Origin of the sequence: Dactylosporangium sp. CA-233914 (genome assembly GCF_050942935.1) — a bacterium.
GTDB lineage: Bacteria > Actinomycetota > Actinomycetes > Mycobacteriales > Micromonosporaceae > Dactylosporangium.
This window is the reverse complement of record NZ_CP192030.1, coordinates 9,224,360-9,250,365: the sequence shown is the minus strand read 5'-3', so window position 1 is coordinate 9,250,365 and position 26,006 is coordinate 9,224,360. Positions and strand designations below refer to the sequence as shown.

Sequence of the window (26,006 nt, the reverse complement as noted above, 5' to 3'; positions counted from 1 at the left end):
GGGGACGGGCCGGACATTCCATTGAGTCCGTCCCCGGCCTGCGCATAACGTCGACCGGGTGGATCGTCAGCTCGACGGGTTCGGTATCGGCATGCTGCACCCGGCGGTGGGCAAGCAGTGGTGCTGCGCATGGGGCCAGGGTTCGCAGCGCACCTACGACGGCGTCTGCGATCTGGCCGCCGATCCGGAGCTGGTGATGTGCAACGGTGACTTCACCGCCGTGGTGTTCGGCGCCGGCGGGCCCCGGGCGGGGCAGATGCGCATCCACGGCCCGCATCCGCGGATCTACGTGCGCGGCAACGACTCCCGGGCGATACCGCCGGGCATTGCCGAGGCGGACAAGTGGCACAATGTGGAGATCACGTTCTATGCGTACAGCACCGCCGGGTCGCCGGTGGCGTGGGCCGGGCTGGAGGCCGTGGCGCGGACCAACCATTTCCCCGACGATTGGCAGTGCACGTCCGGCGGTTACGGGGCGCGGATGCTGTTCGACGGCCGCATCGACTTCGAGAAGGAGGTGTACCACGCGCCGAACACGAACTTCCAGACACCGGCGCTGACCGGCCGCTGGACCGACGCCCATGGCAGCGTCGCCGGGCGGCTGCCGCTGGGGCGCTGGATCGGGTTCAAGTTCGTGGTTCGCAACATCGACGCCGGCAATGACGGCGACTGGCGCAGCGATCGCGCGGTGCACCTCGAGCTGTACAGAGACCTGTCCATCGGGGACGTGACCAACCCGCTGCCGCCGGCCGACGGCGGCGACTGGGAGCTCGTCGCGGCCTACACCGATCTGGGCCGGCTCAGTTCGGGCACGCCCTGCACGCATCGGGTGTCACCCGACGATGATCCATACGGCTCGGCGAGCAAGCCGTTCCTGTGGCCGAACTACTCCGTCTACCTGCGTACCGACGGGTTGCCCGCCGCATTTCCGCAGTACTACAAATGGTTCAGCGTCCGCGAGATCGCTCCGGCGCCGGACCGGCCGTGACGCGCGGCAGCGACATCCGGGCCGTGGACGCCACGGTCACGTTCCGGTCGGTCACCTTCACCGCGCCCCTCAACCTCAGCAGCGGCAGCATCCGCGGTCTCACCGAGGCGACCGTGCAGGTCACCGCCGAAACCCGGCGCGGCCGGCGGGGCTGGGGCACCGGCGTCGTGCTGCTGTCGCACCCTTGGGCCTGCAAACCCCGTCCCGGCGTGAGCGGCGATGACCCGGCCGAGCTGGACCGGCGGATGCGTGCGCTCGTCACCGCCGCCGCCGCCGGGCTGGCCGGCGCGGGATATGGTGACCCGCTGCAGCTGGCCGCGCGCATGCGCCACGCCGCGACCGCACCCGGCCTGCCGGCGCTGGCCGCGCAGGTGTGCCTGGCACCAGTCGACGCCGCAGTGCATGACGCGTGGGCCATGGCCGCCGGTCGGTCCGCCTACCGCATGTATGACGCCGGGTGGCTGAACCAGGACCTCGGCGCCTACCTCGGCCCCGCCTTCCGCGGCCGGTATCCGGCGCACTACCTGCGCCGCCGGCCACACCGGCGGCTGCCCTACCAGCACGTGGTGGGGCTGGCCGACCCCGTGACGCGGCTGCGGCAGGAAGCCGGCGGGGCCCGCTGGTTCAAGGTGAAGATCAGCGGTGCCGGCGCCGCTGGGGACGCCGCCCGGATCGTGCAGGTGGCGCACGCGGCCGGCCCGGGCGCCCGGCTGTGCCTCGACCCCAACGAGGGTTTCGCGCACCCGTCGGGACTGCACGACGTGCTGGGCCGGCTGCCGGCGGCGGTACGGTCCAGGATCAGCTACGCCGAGCAGCCGATCGGCCGTGACGCACCCGGCGGGGCGGATCTGACCGCGCTGGCGACGCACCTGCCCATCCTCATCGACGAAGGATGTACCGACGCCGCCGACCTGGACCGCCACGCCGCGGACGGATGGTCCGGCGTGGCCGTCAAGACCGGCCGGGGCGGCCACAGCCAGGCCCTGCTCGGCTACTGCTGGGCGCGCCACCACGGCCGGTTCGTCACCGTGCAGGACCTCACCAGCACCGGCGGCGCGCTGACCCACATGGCAGCGCTTGCATCCTGGCTCGACTGCTCCGTGCCGTGCCTGGAGGCCAACAGCCTTCAGTACTGTCCGCACGCCAACACCGGTACCGCCGCAGCCCTGCGGGTCGAGGCGGGCATGATCAGCCTGGCCGCCCTGCCCCGCCGGGGCATCCGGTAGCCGTCCCTATTCGCCGAAGGAATCAATCGGGGGGATGACCTCGTACCTTCGGCCGACAGAGAATGAATTCATTCCGCGGTGGTACGTGCCAAGAGTGCTTCAACCTGCATCGTAACTGTTGACAGGGTCTCGAATTCGCTTACGCTTCACCGCATGGCGACCATAGATGGAATGAATTCATTCCATGGCGGGCTGAAATTCAGGGCCCTTGCGCATCATTTGCGTGAGCGAATCAGTGAGGGGCAATGGCCCGTGGGTTCGCGCCTGCCGACGGAGCGGGAGCTGGCGCACACGCATCAGGTAGGCGTCAACACGGTGCGGCGCGCGGTGAACGTGCTGGTCGATGAGCAGCTGGTGCAGCGCCGCCAGGGGTCGGGCACCTTCGTGATCGGCACTCCGGCCCGGTCCCGGCCGCAGCAGCAGCGGTTTGTCGGGGTACTGGTGCCGTCGACGTCCTACTTCTACCCGAAGGTCATCGATGGGATCGAGCGGGTGATGAGTACGGCCGGCGCGCGTGTGCTGCTGTCGAGCTCGGACTATGACGTCGGCCTGGAAATGGAGCAGACCCGGCAGCTTCTTGCCGCTCAGGTCAGTGGGCTGCTGCTGGTGCCGAATTTGCACGTGATGGACGATCCGCAGGGTTACGTCGACCAGATGCGCGCGTTTCCGGTGCCGTATGTGCTGGTGGAGCGGCGCCCGCCGCGGCCGGAGCCGGATGACCCGACCGCGTTCGTGTGCAGCAACCACCTTGCCGGCGGATACACGGCGGTGCGGCACCTGGTGGAACTCGGTCATGAGCGGCTGGGACACCTGGGCCGGCTGCTCACGGGAACGTCTGAGCCGGTCGCGCAGGCGTTCACCGCGGCGGTGGCCGCGTTCGGGCTTGAGGACGTTCCGCAGGCTGTGCAGCGGCGGGAGGAGTGGTCCACCGAGGAGATCGCCGCCTACGCGCGGATGTGCAAGGAAGAGGGCATCACGGGGGTGTTCTGTCTGGGCGACCGCGACGCGGCCCGGCTGGTAAAGCAGGCGCGGGCGATCGGTCTCGCTATTCCGCGCGATTTGTCGATCGTGGCCTACGACGACGAGACCGCCGATGTGGGGGAGGTTCCGTTGACGGCGATTTCGCCGCCGAAATCGGAGGTGGGCGCGCTGGCCGCCGAGCTGCTGCTACGCCGCATGGAGCGGGGGCCGCAGACCGCGGTTCCCCAGGTACAGCTGCAGCCGCGCCTGGTGGTGCGGGCGTCGACCGGCCGGGCTCTGGCGAGGGCCGGGAGATGACGTTGCGAATCGGGCTCGTGGGTGCCGGTGCGGTCGCCGGGCTCCATGTGCAGGCAGCGGCGCAGCTGCCCGGCATCGAAGTCGCCGCCGTGTGCGACATCAAACCAGAGGCCGCGCGGCGGCTCGCCGGTATGGCCGGGGCCGAGGCGTACACCGACGTGACACAGATGCTCGCCTCCGGCTTGGACGCGGTCATCATCATGGTGCCGCACGCACTGCACGCGCCGATGGCGCTGCAGGCCGCCGAGCACGGCGTGCACATCCTGATGGAGAAGCCCATGGCCACCGAGCTGGCCGACTGCCAGCGGATGATCGACGCGTGCGCCCGCAACCACGTGTGCCTGGCCGTCGGGCATGTGCAGCGGTACCTGCCGGATGTGCGCCTGGCGCAGGAGTTCCTTGCCTCCGGGCGCATCGGCGCGCCGGTGCTCATCCACAATCGCCGCAGTGTCCGCTACGAGAGCGGCACCCGGCCGGACTGGTTCTTCGACCCGGTGCTCGCCGGCGGTGGCGTCGTGATGAACATCGGCACCCACGCCATCGATCGCTCCCAGTTCCTGGCCGGCTCGCCTGCGCGCACGGTCCACGCGCGGACCTGGCGGCGCCCGGGCTTTGACGTGGAAACCGACATGACGGCGCTGATCCAGATGGCCAACGAGGTCACGGTCACGGTGACGGTCACCAGCACCGGCATGCCGCCGGGTGACGAAACACAGGTCATATGCGAGGACGGGGCACTGCGGATGTCGCACGACGACGGCCTGTGGTGGTACCAGCGCGGGCAGGCGAACCTCCTGCTCGCACCCGACGAAGCGCACCTGCGGGAAGCGTTCCGCCTGCAGCTCGCCGACTTCGCCGCCTGCTGCGCCGCCGGCATCGAACCGGCGAGCGGCGGAAGCTACGGCCAATCCGTGGTCGCCGCCGCCACTGCCATGTACCGGTCCGCGGCCACCGGTGAAACAGTTCCCGTGAGCATCTCGCCCTGGCAGGTGCCGGCATGAACCGGCTGGCCTTCAGCACACTCGGCTGCCCGGGCGAGCCCGTGGGCCACGTGACCAGGCTCGCCCGCCGGCACGGCTACGAGGGGGTCGAGCTGCGGTGCATGGACGGCGAGATTCTCACCCCGTCCGCCCGAGCCGCCGAGCTGGCCCGGGTCCGGGACCAGTTCAGCGCCGAGGGTGTCGGCATCGTCTGTGTCGCCTCCTACGTGCAGGTTGCCCAGCCGGACCCCGGCGCAGTCAATGACCTGCTCCGGCATGTGGTGATCGCCGAAGCCCTCGGCGCGCCGTTCGTGCGGGTGTTCGGCGGCGGCGCGCACGCGCCGGCGGTGGACCGGCTCGGCACCGTAGCGGCCAGGATTGCCGGCAGCCCGGTGACGGTACTGCTTGAAACCCATGACAGCTTCCTGACCGGCGCGGCGGTGGCCGCCATCTGTGCCGAGGTCGCCTCACCACAGGTGGGTGCCCTGTGGGACGTGGTCAACCCGTGGCGGGCCGGGGAAACCCCGCAGCAGACCGCCACCGCGCTGGGCGGCTGGCTGCGGCACGTGCAGCTCAAGGACGTCGCAGCCCCGTCCGAGCTGGCACCGGTGCTCCCGGGGCGCGGCGCGGTGCCGCTGCGGGGGGTGCTGCGCGAACTCGCCCGGGTGCACTACGGCGGCTGGTTGTCCCTGGAATGGGAACGCGCCTGGTACCCCGACGCCGCCCCGCTCGAACAACCCCTCGCCCAGCTGCGCTCCCTGCTCGAGGAAGACCTGACATGAAGAACCTCGACGACCTGTATGACGCCCTGTCCACACCCACCGCCGGCGCCGTCGACAGCCTGTCCCGGCTCGACGGCGACGTGCTGCTGCTCGGCGCCGCCGGCAAGCTCGGCCCGGAACTGGCCATCATGGCCCGCCGCGCCTTCGACCGCACGGGCCGGGCCAACCGGGTAATCGCCGCGGCCCGCACGTTCGAACCGGAGCTCGCCGCGCGGCTGGAGGCCGCCGGTGTGCGGCTGGCCACCGCGGACCTCCTCGACGACCGGATGCTGGCAGCGCTGCCGGACGCGGCGAACGTGATCTACCTGGCGGGCAAGAAGTTCGGTACCACCGGCGCTGAACACCACACCTGGGCACTCAACACGTTCCTGCCCGGCGTGGTCGCCTCCCGGTTCCGCGACTCGCGTTTCGTCGCGTTCTCCACCGGCAATGTCTATCCGCTGACCCCGGTCACCGGCGGCGGCGCCGACGAGACCACCCCGCCTGGCCCGGTCGGCGAATATGCCATGTCGTGCCTGGGTCGCGAACGCGTCTTCGAAACCTTCTCCCACCGCTACGGCATCCCGGTCGCGATCGTGCGGCTCAACTACGCCGTGGAGATGCGCTACGGGGTGCTGCTGGAGATCGCCCGCGCCGTGCACGCCGGCCGGCCGGTCGACCTGACGATGGGCAACGTCAACGTGATCTGGCAGGGCGACGTCAACGCGATGACCCTGCAACTGCTGGAGCACTGCAACACGCCGCCGCTGGTTATCAACATGGCGGGACCGGAAACCGTGTCGGTGCGATGGCTGGCCCACCGGTTCGGGCAGCTGCTCGGCCGGGACCCGGTCTTCACCGGCCAGGAGCAGCCCACCGCCCTGTTGAGCAACGCCGCCCGGGCCCACCGGCTGTTCGGCTACCCGTCGATGGCGCTGCCTGGCCTCATCGAGCACACCGCCGCCTGGGTCGCCAACGCCGGGCACATCCACGGCAAAGACACCCACTTCCAGCAACGGGACGGACAGTTCTGATGCCCGCGATCCTGCCCCACCCGATCGCCACGATGCTCCACGATGGGCAGCTCATCCCGGCGCATCCGCTGGCGCTGCACGACGATGGCACCCTCGACGAGCAGCGCCAGCGGGCACTGTCGCGCTACTACCTGGCCGCCGGGGCCGGCGGCCTGGCCGTCGCCGTGCACACCACCCAGTTCGGCATCCGGCTGGCGGGCCTGCTCGAGCCGGTGCTGCGCCTGGCGGCCGAGGAAGCCGCATCGGCCGCTCGGCCGGTGATCCTGATCGCCGGGGTGTCCGGCCCCGGCGAACAGGCGGTCGCCGAGGCCGAACTCGCCGCCGGCTACGGCTACCACCTGGCGATGGTGATCCTCCGCGGGCTCGACGACCTGTCCGAGGACGAGCTCGTCGACCACATCGCCGCCATCGGTGAGGTCATCCCGGTGTTCGGCTTCTACCTCCAGCCCGATGTCGGCGGCCGCCACCTCGGCCCCGACTTCTGGGCCCGCCTCGCACGGCTGCCCTGCGTGGCCGCGATCAAGATCGCCCCGTTCAGCCGGTACTACACGCAGGATGTCGTCCGGGCCGTGTGCGAATCTCCCCGGGCCGACCGGATCGCCCTGTACACCGGCAACGACGACGCGATCCTGCACGATCTGCTGACCCCGTTCACCTACCGCGTCGACGGGCGGCTGGTCACCAAGCGCATCACCGGCGCGTTGATCGGGCAGGCCGCGGTGTGGACCCACACGGCCGTGCAGCTGCTGCAGCAGGCCCACGCGGCCGTGCGGGCAGGCCGGGTTCCCACCGAACTGCTGACGGTGGCGTCGCAGTGGACCGACGCCAACGCGGCCCTGTTCGATCCCGTGCACCGCTTCGCCGGCAGCATCGCCGGGGTGCATGAAGTCCTGCGCCGGCAGGGTCTGCTCGCCAACCTGCGGCTGCTCGACCCGTGCGAAGGACTCTCGGAAGGCCAGGCGGCACAGATCGACCGGGTCACGGCCGCGTACCCGCATCTGCAGGACGACACGTTCGTCGCCGCGCAGCTGGATCAGTGGCTGCGGAACTCGCGCTGATGGACACCACCGTCGTGCGCGGCACGCTGGGGCTCGATGACACGTTCGGGCCGTGGCTACAGGCGTTGGAAGCCGTCGGCCCGGCCGGGCGTTTCGATGTCCCCGATGATGCCGAGCTGGTGGCGATGCTGGCCCGGCTCGACGTCTCCGCCCGGGAACACCCGGAGATCGCGGCCGCGCTGCAACGACTCCACGCGCCGGGGCCGTATCGGTGGCTGCTGCAGCGCCAGGCCGGTCGGCTGATCGCCTCGATGGGGGATCCGGCACCCTTCGATCCCGGTCCGTCCCTGCCCGGCGCCGGGCCGCAGGATCGCTGGTTCCACCTGGCCGCGTTTCTGGCCTGCTACCCGGCGATTCTCGGCTACCACTCCGAGCTGGGCATAGCCGCACAGGTGTCCCAGGCCAGCCTGGCTGACCTGGGCAACAAGACGGCCGTGCACCGCCGTATCCATGGCAGCGGCGGCATGGCCAAGCAATACATGGTGCAAATGTCATTTCGCGGCATCCTGTACCGGCTGGGACGGTTGCAGTACACAATCGTGCTGCCGGCCGCCGGGAGTGCCGGGCTGGAAATCCACATCCCCGAAGATGGGCCCCTGGCCCCGCAGGCGGTCGACGATTCGTTGCAGCATGCGACGAGGTTCTTCGCCCGTCACTTTCCCGGCGTGGCCGAAGGCGGGCTGCGCCTGGTGTGCAAGTCGTGGCTGTTGGATGCGCAGCTGGCCGAATATCTGCCCGCCGACAGCAACATCCTGCGGTTTCAGCGCCGCTTCACGGTCGACGACGCTGACGACGCTGACGACGCCGGATTGCGTGACGGCGCACAGCTGTCCGAGGCGGACCGTGACATCACCGAGTTCGTCTTCCGCAAGCAGATCACCTGTCACGCGCAAGCCGAAGCACTGCCGGCACGCACGACGCTGGAACGTGCCGTCGTCGCGCATCTGATGTCGGGGCGTCACTGGCGGGAGCCGCATGGCCTGCTGACGCCTCCGGCGGCCCGCGGCTGAAACGCCGCTCCGAACCACCACCTCTCAACATAACCGGAGTCCCGTTATGAATCGTACGACCACCAGATGGACGGCGGTGATCGCCGGGCTCGCCCTTGTCCTGGGGACGGCGGGCTGCTCGGACACGGCGCAGGACGGCGGTGCCGTCACGCTGAAATGGCAGACGTACAGCCAGGAGCGGCTCGAGTTCTACAAGCAGGCCGCGGCCGAGTTCAGGAAGGAGTTCCCGAACGTCACCGTCGTGCCGGAGACGCTGACGGAGGATGACTACAAACAGGCACTACCGCTGAGTTTCCGCAGCAAGACGTCGGCGGACATCTTCGTCTACACCTTCCCGACCGCCGGCGACTACTTCGAGCTCTCGGACGTGCTGGCCAACGGCTGGGCGCAGCCGCTCGACTCCACTGTGCTGCCGGCCGATTTCCGGTCGCGGTTCCGTGACACGTCGAACTTGATGGAACCGATCTACGGCAACAACGGCAAGATCTACACCGTGCCGCGGCCGCCGTCGACCGGTGCGATCGGCTACGGCTATATGTACTTCAACAAGGACGTCATCGCCAAGGCTGGGCTGGCGCAGAGCATTCCGCAGACCTGGGACGAGTTCACCGCGGCGTGTCAGGCGATCCGGGACAAGGCGGGGGCGTCCTGTTTCGCCCAGCCCATGCAGGGGCCGGATGAGATCGACCGGCTGCTGATCCCGTTCATGTCGGTGAACATGAAGGGATACAGCCCGGGCCGGCCGTCGCTGTCGTCGGGCCTGTTCACCCAGACGACCGATCCGCAGTTCGTCGCCGGGATCCGGTATCTGCGGTCGCTGTACGAGGCCAAGTTCGCGTTCCCGGGCCGCTACGACAAGACCGCGGCCCGGCAGGCGGTCGCCAACGGGCAGGCGGCGTTCTACTTCGACGGCGGCTGGATGTCGTCGGTGTTCCTGGGCACCTTCAAGTTCACCAACTTCGGTGTCGCGCTGCCGCCGGCGAAGTCCGCAAGCGCACCCGGCGGTTATCTGGGCCGAATCGGACAGGGGCCGCCGCTGCCCGAGACGTTCATCAGCGCCCAGAGCAAGCACCCCAAGGAAGCGACCCAGTTCCTGGAGTGGATGACTCGCCCGGACGGCTGGTACACGCAGCACTTCCACGAGAACGGATTCGACATCCTGCCGTGGGCGGACCCGGCGAAGGTCGCCAACTGGCTTCCGGCCGACAACCCGACCCGCGACCTGCTGCCGCTTGACCCGAAGGTGCACGTGCTGGCGCCGCAGCCGGCGCTCAAGTGCCCTGACCTGGCCAAGTCCGAGGCACTGACCAAAGTGGACAGCATTCAGGAGAACTGGGTGGCTTCCACGATCGGTCAGTACCTGACCAACGGCGGGGACTGGGTCGGTATGGCCAAACCGATTGAGGACAAGCAGAACCAGGTGTTCCAGGACGCGCTCAAAGCCGAGACCGGCAAGGGGCTGAAGGTGTCGGCGAGTTGTTTCGCGGAACCGTCGTGGGACGGCCTGACGGCGTTCGCGTACGCGGCCAAGTAGCGATGAACGGCGGCGGGGCACTCGGCCTGCCCCGCCACCCCGTGGGAGATAGAAGGTCAACGATGAAGCAGGTAAAACGCGGGCTCCTTCGCGTGCGCACCACAAGCACTGGAATGCTGATAGGGCCGTCCGAGGCCGGCTACGTATACCTGGCGATCCTTCCGTTCGCCCTGCTTTTCCTGGCCTTCACCGTCTGGCCGCTGGTCCGCACGGTGCAGTTCAGTTTCTACGAATACGGCGGCATAGGCCCGCTGAGTCAGGCGCCGTTCGTGGGGCTGGACAATTACACCGATGTCCTGGATGACCCGCTGTTCGGCCGGTCCTACGCCAATACGTGGGCGTTCACCGTCGGCCAAACCTTGATCAAGCTGCCGCTGTCGTTCCTGATCGCGCTGCTGCTGACCCGCAAATGGCTCAAATGGCCCACCCTGTTTCGTACTGTGTTCTTTCTGCCGTGGCTGATGCCGGCCTCCATCGTCGCCATGGTTTTCTATTATCTGCTCAACCCCGCCAACGGCGCCATCAACGAGGCCCTGCTGGACGCGCACCTGATCGGGGAGCCGGTCGACTTCCTCGCCAACGGGCCGATCGCGTTCGCCACCATCGCGGTCATCTCCGTCTGGCAGATCATGGGCCAGTACGTCATCTTCTGGATGGCCGCCCTGCAGTTGGTGCCGCCGAGCCTGTATGAGGCGGCCGAGGTGGATGGCGCCGGGGCGTGGCAGCGGCTGCGCCACGTCACCCTTCCGCTGGTGCGGCCGATGGCCGTCATCATTGCCTCGCTCGGGCTGATCTGGTCGCTGGGCATCTTCGACTGGGTGCAGATCCTGACCTCGGGCGGGCCCGGCACCGACACCTATGTCGTCAACTTCTACATCTACGAGAAGGCCTTCGCCAACGCCCGTGCGCAATACGGGATCGCCAGCGCGGCGGCGTTCATCTTCGGGATCACCGTCCTCATCGTCTATGCCGGCGTCGGGCATCTGGTCAACCGCGCACAAGCCAAACGCAAAGAATACGGAGTCTAGCCATGCGCACCTCAAGGCTGCGGCCCGGCCGATGGACGCCGGCATCCATCGTCGTCACCATCGTGCTGCTGGCGGTGTCGTTCCTGTGGCTCTATCCGTTCCTGTGGCCGGTGTTCTCGGCGTTCAAGAGTTCGCAGGAGATGTACAACGCGGGGTTTTCGCTATGGCCGCAGCAGTGGACCGGGGAGAACTTCGGCCGCGCCTGGTCCACCGCCAGCTTCAGCCGGTACCTGATCAACTCGGTGATCTACAGCGTGTCCAGCACCGCGCTGACCGTGGTGGCCGCCGCGCTGGCCGGCTATGCCCTGGCCAGATACCGATTCCCGGGCGGCCGGCTGCTCAACATCCTGATCCTCGGGTTTCTGTTCATGCCCACCGCGACCAGCATCCTGCCGGTGTTCGACCTCATCGACAGCATCGGACTGCTCAACACCATCTGGGGTGTCATTCTGGCCCTGACCAGCGGGGTCGGGTTCAGCACGCTGCTGTTCCGAGGCTACTTTGCCGCCATCCCGCAGGAACTGTTCGACGCCGCCGCCATCGACGGTGCCGGGTTCCTGCGCACCTTCCGGCACATCTTCCCGCTCACCCGACCCATCATCGCCACCACCGCGATCCTCGGGTTCACCTCGAGCTGGCAGGAGTACTTCGTGCCGCTCATCTTCACCCTGGGCAATCCCGAGCTGCGCACGGTGTCGGTCGGTCTGCGCGCGTTCACCCAGCAGTACAGCGTGGACATCTCCGGGTTCGCCGCCGCCGTCACCCTGTCGATGATCCCGATCGTGCTGGTGTTCGTGTTCTTCCAGCGTTACTTCGTCGAGGGCCTGGCCGGCGCCATCAAAGACTGACCATTACAGATTCATTCCGTTGATTTCTTCCATTTCATGAGCCTAACGTCGATATATCCGAGATGTGCATCTCCAACCGCTCGCAGAAGGTAGGGCAGCACATGCGACAAAAGGCAGGAAAGGCAGACAGGCGCGGCCGGACGGCCCGGTTTGCGGGTTTTGCGGCGGCCGCTGTTGCGGTTTCACTGCTGACGGCACCGGCCGCGGTCGCCGTCACCTCGGTCAACGAAAACTTCGAAGACGGCACGGCCGACGGTTTCACGGCCGCCACCGGGGCCTACTCGGTCGTGACCGACGGCACGAAGGTCTACAAGACGACCTCGGCCACGGCCCGCGCGGTGTTCGGTGACGCCGCCTCCACCAACACGGAGGTCCAGGCCGACGTCAAGGTGGCCACCTGGTCGACGAGCACCGACCGCACCGCGGGGCTCATGGCCCGCTACACCGACACCAACAACTACTACATGTTCATCTACGAAGACGGCCGGCTGAAGATCCGCAAGAAGATCGGCGGAACCATCACCGACGTCACCAGCAAGGCCTTCACCCTCAACACCGGCACCTGGTACACCTTCAAGGGCTCCGTCAGCGGCAGCGCAGCGACCATGTGGGTCAATGGAAGCCAGGAACTGACCGGTACCGTCAGTGGCCTGTCGGCGGGCAAGGCCGGGCTGTTGTCGTTCAACGGCGACGTCCGCTACGACAACGTCGTGGCCAACGACCTCGCCGGGCCACCAACCACGCTCGACGCCTTCGGTCTGAAGAAGCTCAACCCGTCCGTGGGCAAGGAATGGTTCAGTAACTGGCGCAACGGCAACGCCCGCACCTACAACGGCAACAGCAACCTGTCCGTGGACCCGGAACTGGTCATGTCCGGTGGGGAGTTCACCGCCGACATCTACGGCAGCAGCGGCACCCGCGCCGGACAGATGCGCGTGTACGGCGACTACCCGCGGGTGTATGTCCGCAAGAGCGACTCGACATCGGTCCCGCCGGGAATCCCGGCCACGGACAAGTGGAACAACGTCGAAATCACCTACTACGCCTACAGCACCGGCGACTCCGGAGTCGGCTGGGCCGGGCTCGAGGCGGTGGCCAAGACCAACCACTGGCCGGACTCGTGGCAGTGCACCTCCGGCGGGTACGGTGCCCGGATGCTGTTCGACGGCCGGGTCGACTTCGAGAAGGAGCTCTACCACGACCCGAACACCAACTTCCAGGCCGCAACCATCTCCAACTACTGGACGTCGGCGGAAGGGTCGGTCGGCGGCAAGCTGCCGCTCAACCGGTGGATCGGGTTCAAGTTCGTCGCCCGCAACATCGACGCCGGCAACGACGGCAACTGGCAGAACGACACCCAGGTGCGCCTCGAGCTGTACAAGGAAATGTCGATCGGCAACGTGACGAACCCCTCCGCTCCGGCCGGCGGCGGCAACTGGGTCCTGGTCAACTCCTACACCGACAACGGCAACCTCAGCTCCGGCACGCCGTGCACCAAGGTCACGTCACCCGACGATGACCCCTACGGAGCGGCCAGCAAGGCGTTCACCTGGCCGAACTACTCGGTCTACCTGCGCACCGACGGCCTCACCAGCTCCATTCCGCAGTACTACCAATGGTTCAGCGTCCGCGAAGTCGCACCCATCCCCGCGAGCTGAACCACCCCCTGTACGTGGGTGCCCGCCCCGGGGCGGGCACCCACGCCGGCGCGGACCCGACCCTGAAGGTTTCATGATCAGTGTTTTTGATCTATTCAAAATCGGCATCGGCCCGTCCAGTTCGCACACGGTCGGGCCGATGCGGGCCGCGAACAGGTTCGTCGCCGGGCTCAAAGCCGACGGGAAGCTGGCGGTGACGGCGAGGATCCGCGCCGGACTCTTCGGCTCACTCGGCGCCACCGGCCGCGGTCACGGCAGCGACAAGGCCGTCCTGCTCGGCCTGGCGGGGGAGGACCCGGAGCCGGTCGACCCCGCCACCGCGGACGTGCGCGTGGCGGCGATCAAGGCGGCCGGCGAGGTCGAGGGCTTCGCGTTCGACCTGGTCCTGCACCGCCGCCGCACCCTGCCCCACCACCCCAACGGCATGATCTTCACGGCGTTCGACCGCGGCGGCAACTGAGGAGAACGCCTCGATCTCCGGCGCCGAGGTGGGTTGCCAGGGCGAGGTCGGCTCGGCGTGCTCGATGGCCGCGGCCGGGCTGGCCGAGGTCCTCGGTGGCACGCTGCAACAGGTGGAAAACGCGGCCGAGATCGCCATGGAGCACAACCTCGGGCTGACCTGCGACCCGATCGGTGGCCTGGTGCAGATCCCGTGCATCGAGCGCAACGCGGTCGCGAGCATCAAGGCGATCACCGCCGCGCGGCTGGCCCTGCGCGGCGACGGCAACCACTTCGTCTCGCTCGACAAGGGCATCAAGACCATGCGGGAGACCGGCGCCGACATGAAGGTCAAGTACAAGGAGACCGCCCGCGGCGGGCTCGCCGTCAACGTCCCTCGACGCGCGACACGCTGATCGGGCTGGTCGATCGGGAGCTGGCGAAACTCGCGGACCGGCTCGGGATCCCGGCGGACCGAGTGCCGGAGGCCGAGCCGTTGTTCGCCGCGCCGGAGAGCCGGGGCATTGGGGCGACGACGCAGGCCCCGGGCGTCGGTGCCCTCACGCGGGAGCACGAGCGGCAGACGTTCGTGTGGATCGAAGAGCACGCGTCCGCCACCGATGGCCTCGGAATCAGCCCGGATGACTTCGCCGAAGCATCCTGGCTGGCGCAGGTGCGCGTCGGCCTGTCCGAGCCGGGGCAGAGCACGCCCGCCAACCTGTCGGTGTTCGCGTCGCAGGTGCCGGCAACGCCGAGACGGCTTCCCGAGGTCCTCATCGAGGCGGTCAAGCAACGCCCGCACCGGCAGTTCATCGTCCTCGACCGGGACGGGCAGGGTGCGCTGTCACCCCAGGACGTCAACCGGATCAACCTCACCCTCGAACAGTTCCGGACCGGGCGCAGTCCGCTGACGGTCATCGTCCGCGGCAGCCTCGATGCCGACATCAAGCGGGTGCTGCGCACCTACGGCAGCGGCACCGTCCTCGAGGTCGCGAGTGGTCTCGATACCGGTTTCGTCGCGGTCTCCGCCGCCGGCGACTTCAGCTTCCAGCCGGGCGAGGTGTCACCCCAGCTGGACGTCGCACTGCTGGACGCCGCGGCACGGCTGGACACACCGACGGTCGAGACCGCCCCGGTCGACGAGACACTCGGTGGCTGGCTCTTCACGATGCAGAACATCCAGGACCAGCACGCGGCGCTCCAGGATCAATGGCAGAAACTCGGCCAGGACGGGATCGCCAAGCGCGTCGACGCGATGATCGCCCGCGTCCCGGACGAACCGGCGGTGGCGGTGCTCAAACCGCTGCTGGCGTTCGGCCCCGACCACGACATCGTGCCCCGGTTCTGGACCGCGCCGGAGATGGACCGGCCCACCACGATCGTCCGCGAGTTCGCCACTGCACTCAAGACCGGAACCCCCGACACCGTCAGCTTCACCGCCTTGGCCGACGCGGTCACCCGGGGAACGGACCCGGAGACCCGGCACGGCTACGGCCCGCACGTCACCACGACGATGCTGGAATCCGTGGCCAGGGCCGCCACCGGACAGTTCGAAGACGCCAAATACTTCATCGACGTCATGAAACAGCAAGGAAACCTGACCCCAGACCAGAAGGTGGCATGGTCACAAGCCATCGACAGCCTCCGTGCCAGCATGCCGCAAGCCGTGACCCAGCTGACCACACTCCAAGCAGCGATCCTCGAATGCTGAAACACCCAACCCGCTGACCGGCACCGAGGAGACGGAGGGCCGCGAGTCCCACCCCGGTAGGTCCTACAAGGACGGCGTCCCTGCAAGAAACAGGGATGCATGCGTCTTATGCTATCGACACCGAGTCATTCCTCAAACGAGACCGTGACGTCGACGGTACGAGCGGCGGGCGCCAACAGGTGCGGCATGACGTTCTCCAGCAGGTGGGGGATGGTCAGCCGACGGATTCGGCGGAGGTTTCGGTGAGGTGGTCGTGCAGGCGCTGCCGCCGCGAGTCGTCATCGCGTAGCGGGCAGGTGGTGCAGTACGTCTCCTGCGGTGGGCCGGTCTCGGCGGCGCTGCGGTAGTACAGGCAGCAGGTGCCCCGGACCTGGAACAGCCGCCGCCCACCCGGGTACGCGACCGGGAACGGGCGCCCGGCGGCCAGGCGAACCGGGGCGTGCCGGGCGAGTGCGTCCACCAGGCGCCGGCCGTGCTGCCAGGCCGCTTCGGCGTCGCGGCCGGCCAGCTGCGCCACCCAGATGGCGGTGCCGGCGACCTCGTCGGCCACGCCGCCCCACAGGTTGCGCAGGCTGAACGGCACGCGGGCGCGGATCGCGGCGAGCAGTGGCGTCAGGGTGGTTGCGGCACGCTGCGCCCACCACTCGTCCAGCGCGGCCTCGTCGGCGACGACGACGCTGTGCGGGTCGGCCGCGGCCGGATCCGAGGGCAGGACGGCGACGGCCGGGGTGAGCACCGCCCGGCGTTCGAGGTACCCCTCGGCGTGCACCCGGACCGCGAGGTTGCCGACCGCAGGGTCCGGGCAGCGCCCATCGAGCACCATTGCGGCGACGGCCACCCCGGCGACGGCCTCCCCGAACTGCATGCCGAGCATGCTGCCGGCAACGCTGCGGCGGCCGTGCACGGTGTCGAGCTGCGTCAGCCAGGCGTTCACGTGCCCGCCGGCTTCGGCGCCGGCCAGCGGCACCCATCCGTCGTCGTCCGGGATGACCGCGAAACCCGCGTACGGGTCCAATGCGTCGAGCCTGGCGGCCGTCTGCGCGACGGGAGCCTCCACTTCCACGCGAACCCACCCTCCCGAGTCCCGTCGTGACGTTAAGTTAGGCTACCCTAAATGGCGTGTCAACATGCTGCGACCGGGCGGGCAGCGCCGGTGCCCCGAGCCGGTGCCCGGCGGCGGACCGGTGACCACCACGCCGAGACTCGGGCTCACGCCGTGGCGGCGGTGGTCGCGGCCACCGGCGTGCTCTGGCCGGCGTTGGCCGTCCTCGCCGTGCCCGGTGCCGCGGCGATGTGCCTGCCCCTTCTTGGCGCACCGGCGGCGTGCTGATGCACCCGCATGATGCTGGAGCCGACCTGCGCGTTCCAGCCCGGGTCACCGGCAGCGTCGGCCTGCAACTGCTGCACGATCCGGTCCAGATCCGCGCCGACATCGAGTCCACCATCTGCAGCCAGGGCGCCCGGGGCCGGGCATGCATGGTGCTCCGAGGATATTCGGTTAGCCTAACTTTACATAGAACGAGAGGAGTGGCGATGGGCGAGGTGGGTGGCGTGCGCCTGCGTGGGGAGAGCTTGACCCTCTCCTATGACGACCGCACAGTGGTCCAGGACCTGACCGTCGACATCCCGGACTCCGGGTTCACCGTGATCGTCGGGCCGAACGCCTGCGGGAAGTCCACCTTACTCAAGGCGTTGGCGCGAATCCTGAAGCCCAGTTCCGGAGCGGTCCACCTCGACCACACCCTGATCCAGCGCTACTCCACCAAGGAGGTGGCGCGTCGGCTCGGGCTGCTGCCCCAGACGTCGATCGCGCCGGGCGGGATCACCGTCAGCGGCCTGGTCGCCCGAGGGCGGTACCCCCACCAGTCGCTGCTGCGACAGTGGTCGCCGCGGGACGAGGCCGCCGTCGGTACCGCGCTTGAGCTGACCCGCACCGCGGAGCTCGCCGACCGCTTCGTCGACGAGTTGTCCGGCGGCCAGCGGCAGCGGGTGTGGCTCGCTGTCGTGCTCGCCCAGGAAACTCCGATCCTGCTGCTCGACGAGCCGACCACCTATCTCGACATCGCCCACCAGATCGAGGTCCTCGACCTGTGCGCGATGCTCCACCAGGACCGCGGGCACACCCTCGTCGCGGTGTTGCACGACCTCAACCAGGCATGCCGCTACGCCAGCACGCTCATCGTGATGCGGGAGGGCCGGATCATCGCACAGGGCGCGCCCTCGGCGATCGTGACCGCGGAGTTGGTTGAGGAGGCGTTCGGGGTGGCGTGCCGGGTGGTGCCGGATCCGGAGTCCGGCACACCGATGATCGTTCCCAGGTGGACGTCGCGGCGGCTCGTGCTGGCTGCCGAGGTGGCCCTGTGACAGTCGTCGAAGCGCGGGTCTCCGCACCACGCGCCCGCAACGGCCTCGCCACCAGGTCCGGTGGGCTGATCGTCGCCGTGGCCGTGCTGGTGGTGCTCTGCCTGCTCAGCCTGGCCGTCGGGGCGCAGTACATCCCACTCGGCACGGTGTGGCGCGCGCTGTGGCGTGACGACGGATCGGATGCGGCGTTCATTGTCGCGGACCTGCGGATCCCGCGGACCCTGCTCGGACTCGGTGTGGGGGCGGCGCTCGGGCTGGCCGGCGCGCTCATGCAGGCGCTCACCCGCAACCCCCTGGCCGATCCCGGGCTGCTCGGTGTGAACATCGGGTCGGCGGCCGCCGTGGTCGTGGCGATCGCGCTGTTCGGCGTGCGGACGCCCCTCGGGTACGTCTGGTTTGCGTTCCTCGGCGCCGGTGCGGCGTCGGTGCTGGTGTACCTGCTCGGCGCCACCGGCCGGGTCGTTTCGCCGGAACGGACGGTCCTCGCGGGCACCGCGGTCGGGGCCGCGCTCGGTGCTTTCATCCTCGCGGTGCTGCTGCTGTCCTCCGAGGCATTCGATTCGTTCCGGTTCTGGGCGCTTGGCTCGTTGGCGGGGCGGCGGATGGACGTCGTCGTCGCGCTGGCCCCGTTCATGTTGGCGGGGACCGTGCTCGCGCTCGCCCTGGCCCGGCCGCTCAACGCGCTCGCGCTCGGCGACCAGATCGGCGCTGCGCTGGGCCTGCGGCTCGGCCGTACCCGCCTGGCGACGGCGGTCGCGGTCACGCTGCTGTGCGGGGCGGCCACGGCAGCCGTGGGCCCGATCGGGTTCGTCGGCCTAGCCGTGCCGCACCTGGCCCGGATGATCGTCGGACCGGACCTGCGCTGGGTGCTGCCGTACTCGCTGGTCCTGGCGCCGATTCTGCTGCTCGCGGCGGACATCGTCGGGCGGGTGGTGCTGCCCTCCGGCGAGCTGGAGGTGGGCGTGGTCACCGCGTTCCTCGGCGCCCCGGCGTTCGTGGTGCTGTGCCGCAGGCGCCGGATTGCGCAGCTGTGAGCACGCAAGGGCGCAGCGTGCGGGCACCGCGGTCGCGAACCGGGGAGGTCCTGTGAGCAGCATCTCGACCCGGGCCCGGGCGGGGCGGCCGATGCGGGTGGCGCGGGCTTACGGCCTGTCGGTCCGCTGGGAGCGGCGCGCGGCCCGCGCCGCCGTCGGACTTTCCGTCGCGCTGGTGCTGCTCGGTTTCGCCGCGCTGCTGACCGGGGCCGTGGCGTTCCCGCCCGCGGACGTCCTGGCGAGTCTGGTCGGGGAGGGCAGCGCGGGCGCGAACTACTCGGTGCTCCGGCTGCGCCTGCCACGGCTGGCCACCGCGATCGCTGTCGGCGCCGCCCTCGGAATCGCCGGCGCGATCTTCCAGACGATCTCGCGGAACCCCCTCGGCAGCCCCGACATCATCGGTTTCACGACCGGGTCGGCCACCGGCGGGCTCGTCGCCATTCTGGTGCTGGGCGCGGGCGGGACCTCGACGGCGACGGCAGCCGTGGTCGGCGGGCTGATCACCGCCGTGGTGGTGTACCTCCTGGCCTACCGCCGGGGGGTCGACGGCTTCCGATTGATCCTCGTCGGCATCGGGATCAACGCGGTGCTCGTGGCGGCCAACAATTATCTGATCGCCCGGGCGAGGCTGTCGGCGGCGCAGGAGGCCCAGGTCTGGCTGATCGGCAGCCTCAACGGCCGCACCTGGTCGGATGCGCTGTCCGTCGCGGTGGCGCTCGCCGTGCTGCTGCCGGTGGCGCTGGTGTACGGGCGGCGGATGCCCGTGCTGGAGATGGGGCCCGACGCCGCGCGCGCCCGCGGCGTCCCGGTGGAGAGCACCACGCTGGCGCTGGTCGGCGTCGGCGTCGCCCTGACAGCGATGGCGACCGCGGCGGCCGGACCCGTGGCGTTCGTCGCGCTGGCCGCGCCCCAGCTTGCCCGCCGGCTGACCCGCACCGAGGGGGCAGGGCTGGTCACCGCCGCGCTGATGGGTGCTGTGGTGCTCGTCGCGAGCGATGTCCTGGCCCAGCGACTGGTCGAGTCGCGACCGCTGCCTGTCGGGATCGGAACGGGGCTGGTCGGCGGGGTTTACCTCGCCTGGCTGCTCGCCCGGGAGTGGCGGCGGGGCGCGGGGTGACGGCGCGACGCGGGGCTGTGGCAACTGTCGCAGTCGATCGTTGAGACAGGGCATTCCCGCGGCTCCGACGTTAGGTTAGGCTAACTTCACTTGCCTGCGGTGCCGGTACGGATACGAGGAGTGCCTTGATGTCCAGCAACCCCTTCGACGACGAGAACGGCGTGTTCTACGCCCTTGTGAATGACGAAGGTCAGTACTCCCTTTGGCCGACCTTCGCGGAGGTGCCTGCGGGTTGGACGATCGAGCACGGCCCGGAGTCCCGGTCGACCTGCCTGGAGTACATTGAGCGCACCTGGACGGACATGCGCCCGCGCAGCCTCGTCGAGCGCATGGAGCGCGACGAGAAGGCCCGAGCCGGGGCCCCCGCCGGCCCGGCGCACTCCGCGTAGGCCCGGCGAAGGGCTGATCGTGTCGGTGTCGTCCCTGACGCTGCCCGGCCTTTTCGGCGCGCAGCGCCGTCGTTCCCCGAAGGCGACCGCGGTCATCGCGGGCGGCGAGCGGCTGAGTTACGCCGACCTCGACGAGCGGGCGACGCGGCTGGCGCGCCGGCTCGTCGCGGCAGGCGCGGGTCCTGAGCGGATCGTCGCCGTCGCCGTGGGGCGCTCCGTCGACCTCGTCGTGGCCATGCTGGCCGTGGTCCGCTCCGGCGCGGCGTACCTACCGCTGGATCCCGCCTATCCGGCGGCCCGGACGGGGTTCATGCTGGCCGACGCGGCGCCGGTCGCCATCGTCGTGGACGGTGTCGGCACCCCGGCCGGCGCCGAGGACATCCCGCAGGTGCCGATGGAGGGCCCCGCAAGCGGGGCGGTGCTGCCGGAGATCGACCCGGCTTCACCGGCGTACGTGATCTACACGTCGGGCTCCACCGGGGTGCCGAAGGGTGTCCTCGTGCCCCATGCGAGCGTGGCGGCGCTGTTCGCCGCGACCGCGCAGGTGTTCGACGTGGGCCCGGCAGACGTGTGGTCCTGCTGCCACTCCGCGTCGTTCGACTTCTCGGTGTGGGAGATCTGGGGGCCGCTGGTCACCGGCGGCGCCACCGTGCTGATGCCCACCGAACTGGCCTGGTCGCCGCCCGATCTGCTCGCCGCGCTCGCCGCCCACGGCGTCACGGTGCTGAGTCAGACCCCGTCGTCGTTCGACCGGCTGGTGCAGGCCGAGCAGGCCCGGGAGGCGGCGGAGGAGCCACCCCTGCCGGTACGGACCGTCGTGTTCGGCGGTGAGGCGCTGGATCCCCGGCGGCTCACGAGCCGGCTGGCGACCGGACCGCGGCTGGTCAACATGTACGGCATCACCGAGACGACGGTGCATGTCACCCACGTCGACACTGGTCCCGGCCTGCCACCGTCCATCGGGCAGCCGCTCGCGGGGCTCGACGTCGGGCTGCGCGACGAGCGGCTGGCCGCCACGGAATCCGGTGAGATGTACGTAAGCGGGCCTCAACTGGCCCGGGGCTACCTGGGGCGGCCGGGGCTCACCGCCACCAGGTTCGTCGCCGATCCGGCGGGCGTGGGCACCCGCGTCTACCGCTCGGGCGACCTCGCTGCCCGGCACGACGGCGTGCTGACGTTCGCCGGCCGGTCGGACGCGCAGGTCAAGCTGCGGGGGTTCCGCATCGAACCGGGCGAGGTGGAGGCGGCCGTCGCCGCGCACCCGTGGGTCGCCGCGTGCGCGGTCGCCGTGGCGGACGGGCAGCGGCTCGTGGCCCACGTCGTCGCGGCCGGGGAGCCGTTGAACGAGCGCGGCCTCGCCGAGGTCCGCGCCCACGCCGCCGCGCGGCTGCCCGCACACATGGTGCCTGCGGTCGTCGTCGGGATCGCGGAACTCCCACTGACCCCCAATGGCAAGCTCGATCGGGCCGCGCTGCCCCGGCTGCCGATGCCCGCTGCGGCGACCTCCCCCCGTCCCGATCGGCGTGAGCTGCTGCGTCGCAGGCTCGCCGGAACCGCCCGAGGTGACCGATGAACGCTGTACCGATCTCCGTCGACGCGCTGCGCGCCACCCTGGCGGCGCTGCTCGAGGAGGAGCCGGAGGACCTGCACGACGAGACGAACCTTATCGAGTGCGGCCTCGACTCGATCATGCTGATGCGACTGGTCGCGGACTGGCGTCGCACCGGTTACGACGTCACCGTCGCCGCGCTGGCCGAGCGGCCCACACTGGGCGCGTGGAGCCGACTCCTCGCCGCGGCCCCCCCGGGGTCGGTGGCGGCCCCGCAGCCGGAACGAACGGCGGCGGCGGCCGATGCGGACCGGCCGCTCGGCTCGATGCAGCATGCCTTCTGGGTCGGCCGGACCGATGGACAGTACCTCGGCGGGGTCGCCGCGCACCTCTACACGGAGTTCGACGGGACCGACGTGGACCCCGTGGCCCTCACCCGCGCGCTGGCCCGGCTCGTCCGCCGCCACGATCTGCTGCGGTCGCGGATCACCCCGGAGGGCAGGCAGGTCGTCGCCCCGCCGCCCGAGCGGGTCGAGCCGGTGGTTCACGACCTGCGTGAACGCGCTGCCGACGAGGTCGAACGGGAGCTCGCCGCGCTGCGCGAGCGATACTCGCACCAGGTGCTCGACATCGAGGCGGGCGAGGTGTTCACCGTCGCGTTGAGCCTGTTGCCGGCCGGCCGGACCCGCCTGCACTTCGACGTGGACATGGTGGCCGCGGACGCAGTTTCGTACCGGATGCTGCTGGCCCAGCTCGCGTCCGATGTGGACAGTCCCGCGCCGGCCTACGACTACGGCCGTTACCTGGCCGACCGGGCCGCCCGGCCGCGGCCCGCAGGGCACCGGGAGTACTGGGAGGAACGGCTTGCTGGGTTGCCCGGCGCTCCGGCCCTGCCCACGGTCCTGGTGCCCGCCGGGACCCCGCCGCGGGTGGCCCGACGCCACGTCGTGCTCCCGCCTGAGCGGCGTTCCGCACTGGCCGCGGCTGCCGCCCGGCACGGGGTCACCACCGCCGCCGCCGTCGCCACCGCGTTCGCCGAGACGGTGGGGCACTGGAGCGCGGGCCCGCGCTTCGTGCTGAACGTGCCGCTGTTCGACCGCGAGCCGCTGCACCCGGCGGTGGGCGAGGTGGTCGGCGACTTCAGCAGCTCGGTGATGCTGGAGGTCGATCTCACGGATCCCGCGTCGTTCCTCGACCGGGCCCGTGGCGTCCAGCGTCGGCTCCACGCCGACGCCTCGCACGCCGGTTATCCCGGCCTCGACGTGCTGCGCGACATCACCCGGCTCGACGGCGAGCGCGCGCTCGCGACGGTGGTGTTCACCAGTGCGCTGAGCCTCGGTGACCTTTTCGCCCCGGAGGTCCTCGCGCGGTTCGGCGAGCCGGTGTGGATCGTCTCGCAGGGCCCGCAGGTGCTGCTCGACGCGCAGATCACCGAGTTCGGCGGCGGGGTGCTGATCAACTGGGACACCCGCGAGGAGATGTTCGCACCGGGTGTGCTCGACGCGATGTTCGACGCGTTCCACACGCTGCTCACCCGGCTCGCCGAGGACGGGGACGCGTGGGGGCGCCCGGCGCCGGCCGGCTTCGGCGGGGATGCGCGGGTGGTCGACGCCAACGGCTTCGGCCGGCCTGAGGGCGTCCTCGGCCGGGTCGCGGGCGACGACGGCCGACTGGGCATCCGCCGTGGCGACACGATCGAGATCCGCGGCGCCGTCTCCGATCAGGTCGTGGTCCGCGGGGTGCCGGTGCTGCCGGTCGACGTCGAGGAGGCCCTGCTGGCCGATCCCCGGGTCACCGCGGTGCGGGCGGTCCTGCGCCCCGGCCGCCCGGCTGCCGCGGTGGCCGTTGTCACCGGCGAACCGGCGGAGATCCTGGCCGACCTGCGCACCCGCGTGCCCGGCCAGCTCGTCCCGGCGGAGTTGCGCGCCGTCGCCGAGCTGCCCGACGTGGCCGGCGCGCGGGCACTGCTCGACCTCGCGGAGCCCTGCGCCGAAACGGTCGCGCCGCGTACCGCACTGGAGCGGGTGATCGCCCGGGTGTGGGCCGAGGTGCTGCCGGTCCCGGAGTTCGGTGTGTATGACGGGTTCATCGCGCTCGGCGGCGACTCGGTGCTGGCCGCATTCGTGGTGTCGCGGCTGCGCGAGGATCTCGACACGGACGCCGTGACGATCCGGGCGCTGTTCGCGGGTGAGACCGTCGCGGGGCTGGCGGCCCGGGTCGTCGAGGCTGCCGGTCCCGGGATCGAGCAGACCGCTGCGGTGGTCCTGGAGATCCTGACGGAGATCGACGAACTGTCCGACGAGGACGTCGCCGCCGCGCTGGGGAGCGAGTGATGACCGATCTGACGCCCTGGCCCGCGGACCTCCAGCAGCGGTACCTGCGGGAAGGCTACTGGGGCGCCGAGACGCTCGACGAGCTGTTCCGTGGATGGGCGGCGCGGTTCGGCCCCCGCACCGCGGTCGTCGCGGGGCAGCGGCGGTTGACCTACGCCGAACTCGACGCCGCGGCCGACCGGACCGCCGGCGGGCTGCGGGCGCTGGGCGTCGCGGCCGGTGACCGGGCGGTCGTGCAACTGCCGAACACCGCCGACGTGGTGATCGTCCTGCTCGGCATGCTCCGCGCCGGGATCGTGCCGGTGCTGGCACTGCCCGCCCACCGCCGTTCCGAGATCGAACATCTGGTCCGGCTCTCCGAGGCGGTGGTGTACGTCGGTCCGGACCTCCATGAGGGCTTCGACCACCGGGTGCTCGCCGCCGAGGTGGCCGACGCCTGCCCGACGCTGCGGCACGTGGTCGTTGCGGGCGATCCGGGGCGGTTCACCGCACTCCGGGACCTGCCGGATGGTGAGCCGGTCGGCGGCCGGGCCGATCCCGCGGGCATCGCGGTGCTGCTGGTCTCGGGCGGGACGACCGGGCGGCCCAAGCTCATCCCGCGCACCCACCGGGACTACGCCTACAACGCGTTCGCCAGTGCCGAAGTGTGCGGACTGTCCGCGGAGGACGTGTATCTGGTCTGCCTCCCCGCAGGGCACAACTTTCCGCTCGCCTGCCCCGGACTGCTGGGGACGTTCTCGGTCGGCGGCAAGGTCGTCCTCGCGCCCGCCGGCAGTCCCGACGTCGCGTTCGGACTGATCGAGGCCGAGCGGGTCACCGTCACCGCGCTGGTTCCCCCGCTCGCCCGGTTCTGGCTGGAGGCCGCGGAGTGGGACGGGCGCGACCGGTCGAGCCTGCGCCTGTTGCAGGTGGGCGGCGCCCGGCTCGACGCGGAGACCGCGGCGCGGGTGCGCCCGGAGCTGGGCTGTGCGTTGCAGCAGGTCTTCGGGATGGCCGAAGGGCTGCTGAACTACACGCGCCTCGATGACCCCGAGGAGTTGGTCCTCACCACGCAGGGCCTGCCGCTCTCGCCGGCGGACGAGATCCGGGTGATCGGCAAGGACGGCGTGGAGGTTCCCCCGGGCGAGGTCGGCGAACTGTGGACGCGGGGCCCGTACACGTTGCGCGGCTACTACCGCGCGCCCGAGCACAACCGGATCGTCTTCGCCGAGGGCGGCTGGTTCCGCACCGGCGACCTGGTGCGGGCCCTGCCCACCGGCCACCTGGTCGTCGAGGGGCGGGTGAAGGACGTGATCAACCGGGGCGGGGAGAACGTCTCGGCCACCGACCTGGAGGAGCACCTGCTCGCCCACCCGGCGGTGGCGCAGGCCGCGGTCGTCGGGTTGCCGGACCCCGCGCTCGGGGAGATCGCCTGTGCGGTCGTCACCCTCGTGCCGGGCAGCGAGCGGGCGCCGAAACTCAAGGAGATCAAGGCGTTTCTGGCCGAACAGGGCCTGGCCCGGTTCATGCACCCGGACCGGCTCGTGGTCATCGACGTGTTGCCGGTGACCGCTGTCGGGAAGATCAACAAGAGAGAGATCGTGGCACGCGTGACGATGCCTTGACGGCTTTGTTAGGTAAGCCTAAGTTAACTTCGAAATACTGCGCATTTTCGCCGACACACCACGG

22 protein-coding genes and 1 pseudogene are annotated in these 26,006 nt (G+C 70.1%); 21 read left to right on the top strand and 2 right to left on the bottom strand.

All coding sequences use genetic code 11. The features are described 5' to 3' along the window. Window positions 1-58 precede the first annotated feature (58 nt). The 14 genes and pseudogenes from ACQPY0_RS41185 to ACQPY0_RS41120 all read left to right on the top strand — a co-directional run bounded on the left by ACQPY0_RS41185 (window position 59) and on the right by ACQPY0_RS41120 (window position 15,552). A complete protein-coding gene (locus ACQPY0_RS41185; protein WP_432973752.1) occupies window positions 59-988 on the top strand; it encodes a hypothetical protein in 930 nt (309 codons plus the stop codon). After that, window positions 985-2,214 (top strand): enolase C-terminal domain-like protein, encoded by a 1,230-nt coding sequence (locus tag ACQPY0_RS41180; RefSeq protein WP_432973750.1) that lies wholly within the window; start codon window positions 985-987, stop codon window positions 2,212-2,214. The genes ACQPY0_RS41185 and ACQPY0_RS41180 overlap by 4 nt, the downstream gene beginning before the upstream one ends. A 153-nt stretch (window positions 2,215-2,367) precedes the next feature. Continuing rightward, the gene (locus tag ACQPY0_RS41175) at window positions 2,368-3,492 is read left to right on the top strand and encodes a GntR family transcriptional regulator (RefSeq protein WP_432973748.1); all 1,125 of its coding nucleotides are present in this window, start codon (window positions 2,368-2,370) and stop codon (window positions 3,490-3,492) included. Next, window positions 3,489-4,493, top strand: a complete 1,005-nt coding sequence (locus ACQPY0_RS41170; protein WP_432973746.1) for a Gfo/Idh/MocA family protein — start codon at window positions 3,489-3,491, stop codon at window positions 4,491-4,493. Before ACQPY0_RS41175 ends, ACQPY0_RS41170 begins: the two co-directional genes overlap by 4 nt. After that, window positions 4,490-5,254 carry a sugar phosphate isomerase/epimerase family protein gene (locus ACQPY0_RS41165; protein WP_432973744.1) on the top strand — a complete coding sequence of 255 codons (765 nt, stop codon included), beginning with the start codon at window positions 4,490-4,492 and terminating at the stop codon, window positions 5,252-5,254. Before ACQPY0_RS41170 ends, ACQPY0_RS41165 begins: the two co-directional genes overlap by 4 nt. Continuing rightward, window positions 5,251-6,267 carry an NAD-dependent epimerase/dehydratase family protein gene (locus ACQPY0_RS41160; protein WP_432973742.1) on the top strand — a complete coding sequence of 339 codons (1,017 nt, stop codon included), beginning with the start codon at window positions 5,251-5,253 and terminating at the stop codon, window positions 6,265-6,267. The genes ACQPY0_RS41165 and ACQPY0_RS41160 overlap by 4 nt, the downstream gene beginning before the upstream one ends. Further along, window positions 6,267-7,325: a dihydrodipicolinate synthase family protein gene (locus tag ACQPY0_RS41155; RefSeq protein ID WP_432973740.1), complete on the top strand. Its 1,059-nt coding sequence runs from the start codon at window positions 6,267-6,269 to the stop codon at window positions 7,323-7,325. Before ACQPY0_RS41160 ends, ACQPY0_RS41155 begins: the two co-directional genes overlap by 1 nt. After that, on the top strand, window positions 7,304-8,335 hold the full coding sequence (locus ACQPY0_RS41150) for an acyltransferase domain-containing protein (protein ID WP_432973738.1): 1,032 nt from the start codon (window positions 7,304-7,306) through the stop codon (window positions 8,333-8,335). The genes ACQPY0_RS41155 and ACQPY0_RS41150 overlap by 22 nt, the downstream gene beginning before the upstream one ends. 46 nt (window positions 8,336-8,381) lie before the next feature. Then, entirely contained in the window at window positions 8,382-9,869 is a 1,488-nt protein-coding gene (locus ACQPY0_RS41145; RefSeq protein WP_432973736.1) for an ABC transporter substrate-binding protein, read from the top strand. A 62-nt stretch (window positions 9,870-9,931) separates the two neighbouring features. Further along, window positions 9,932-10,897, top strand: coding sequence for a carbohydrate ABC transporter permease (locus ACQPY0_RS41140; RefSeq protein ID WP_432973734.1), 966 nt, complete (start codon window positions 9,932-9,934; stop codon window positions 10,895-10,897). 2 nt (window positions 10,898-10,899) lie between these two features. Next, window positions 10,900-11,745 (top strand): carbohydrate ABC transporter permease, encoded by an 846-nt coding sequence (locus ACQPY0_RS41135; protein WP_432973732.1) that lies wholly within the window; start codon window positions 10,900-10,902, stop codon window positions 11,743-11,745. Between the two features lie 101 nt (window positions 11,746-11,846). Next, a complete protein-coding gene (locus ACQPY0_RS41130; RefSeq protein ID WP_432973730.1) occupies window positions 11,847-13,403 on the top strand; it encodes a hypothetical protein in 1,557 nt (518 codons plus the stop codon). A 73-nt stretch (window positions 13,404-13,476) separates the two neighbouring features. Then, window positions 13,477-14,257, top strand: a pseudogene (locus ACQPY0_RS41125) (L-serine ammonia-lyase, iron-sulfur-dependent, subunit alpha). A 62-nt stretch (window positions 14,258-14,319) separates the two neighbouring features. Then, on the top strand, window positions 14,320-15,552 hold the full coding sequence (locus ACQPY0_RS41120; protein ID WP_432973728.1) for a hypothetical protein: 1,233 nt from the start codon (window positions 14,320-14,322) through the stop codon (window positions 15,550-15,552). Window positions 15,553-15,766: 214 nt separating this feature from the next. On the opposite strand, the gene ACQPY0_RS41115 is transcribed toward ACQPY0_RS41120, so the two are convergent. After that, window positions 15,767-16,615 carry a hypothetical protein gene (locus ACQPY0_RS41115; RefSeq protein ID WP_432973726.1) on the bottom strand — a complete coding sequence of 283 codons (849 nt, stop codon included), beginning with the start codon at window positions 16,613-16,615 and terminating at the stop codon, window positions 15,767-15,769. Window positions 16,616-16,761: 146 nt separating this feature from the next. After that, the gene (locus ACQPY0_RS41110; RefSeq protein ID WP_432973724.1) at window positions 16,762-16,959 is read right to left on the bottom strand and encodes a hypothetical protein; all 198 of its coding nucleotides are present in this window, start codon (window positions 16,957-16,959) and stop codon (window positions 16,762-16,764) included. Between the two features lie 126 nt (window positions 16,960-17,085). On the opposite strand from ACQPY0_RS41110, the gene ACQPY0_RS41105 reads away from it, so the two are divergent. The 7 genes from ACQPY0_RS41105 to ACQPY0_RS41075 all read left to right on the top strand — a co-directional run bounded on the left by ACQPY0_RS41105 (window position 17,086) and on the right by ACQPY0_RS41075 (window position 25,942). Beyond that, entirely contained in the window at window positions 17,086-17,916 is an 831-nt protein-coding gene (locus ACQPY0_RS41105; protein WP_432973722.1) for an ABC transporter ATP-binding protein, read from the top strand. A gap of 77 nt (window positions 17,917-17,993) precedes the next feature. After that, on the top strand, window positions 17,994-18,950 hold the full coding sequence (locus tag ACQPY0_RS41100; RefSeq protein ID WP_432995576.1) for a FecCD family ABC transporter permease: 957 nt from the start codon (window positions 17,994-17,996) through the stop codon (window positions 18,948-18,950). Between the two features lie 91 nt (window positions 18,951-19,041). Continuing rightward, window positions 19,042-20,067, top strand: coding sequence for a FecCD family ABC transporter permease (locus ACQPY0_RS41095; RefSeq protein WP_432995574.1), 1,026 nt, complete (start codon window positions 19,042-19,044; stop codon window positions 20,065-20,067). 128 nt (window positions 20,068-20,195) lie between these two features. Continuing rightward, window positions 20,196-20,456: an MbtH family protein gene (locus tag ACQPY0_RS41090; RefSeq protein ID WP_432973720.1), complete on the top strand. Its 261-nt coding sequence runs from the start codon at window positions 20,196-20,198 to the stop codon at window positions 20,454-20,456. A 19-nt stretch (window positions 20,457-20,475) separates the two neighbouring features. Then, window positions 20,476-22,029 carry an amino acid adenylation domain-containing protein gene (locus tag ACQPY0_RS41085; protein ID WP_432973718.1) on the top strand — a complete coding sequence of 518 codons (1,554 nt, stop codon included), beginning with the start codon at window positions 20,476-20,478 and terminating at the stop codon, window positions 22,027-22,029. Continuing rightward, the gene (locus tag ACQPY0_RS41080) at window positions 22,026-24,338 is read left to right on the top strand and encodes a phosphopantetheine-binding protein (protein ID WP_432973716.1); all 2,313 of its coding nucleotides are present in this window, start codon (window positions 22,026-22,028) and stop codon (window positions 24,336-24,338) included. Before ACQPY0_RS41085 ends, ACQPY0_RS41080 begins: the two co-directional genes overlap by 4 nt. Further along, window positions 24,338-25,942: a (2,3-dihydroxybenzoyl)adenylate synthase gene (locus ACQPY0_RS41075; protein ID WP_432973714.1), complete on the top strand. Its 1,605-nt coding sequence runs from the start codon at window positions 24,338-24,340 to the stop codon at window positions 25,940-25,942. Before ACQPY0_RS41080 ends, ACQPY0_RS41075 begins: the two co-directional genes overlap by 1 nt. Window positions 25,943-26,006: the final 64 nt, after the last annotated feature.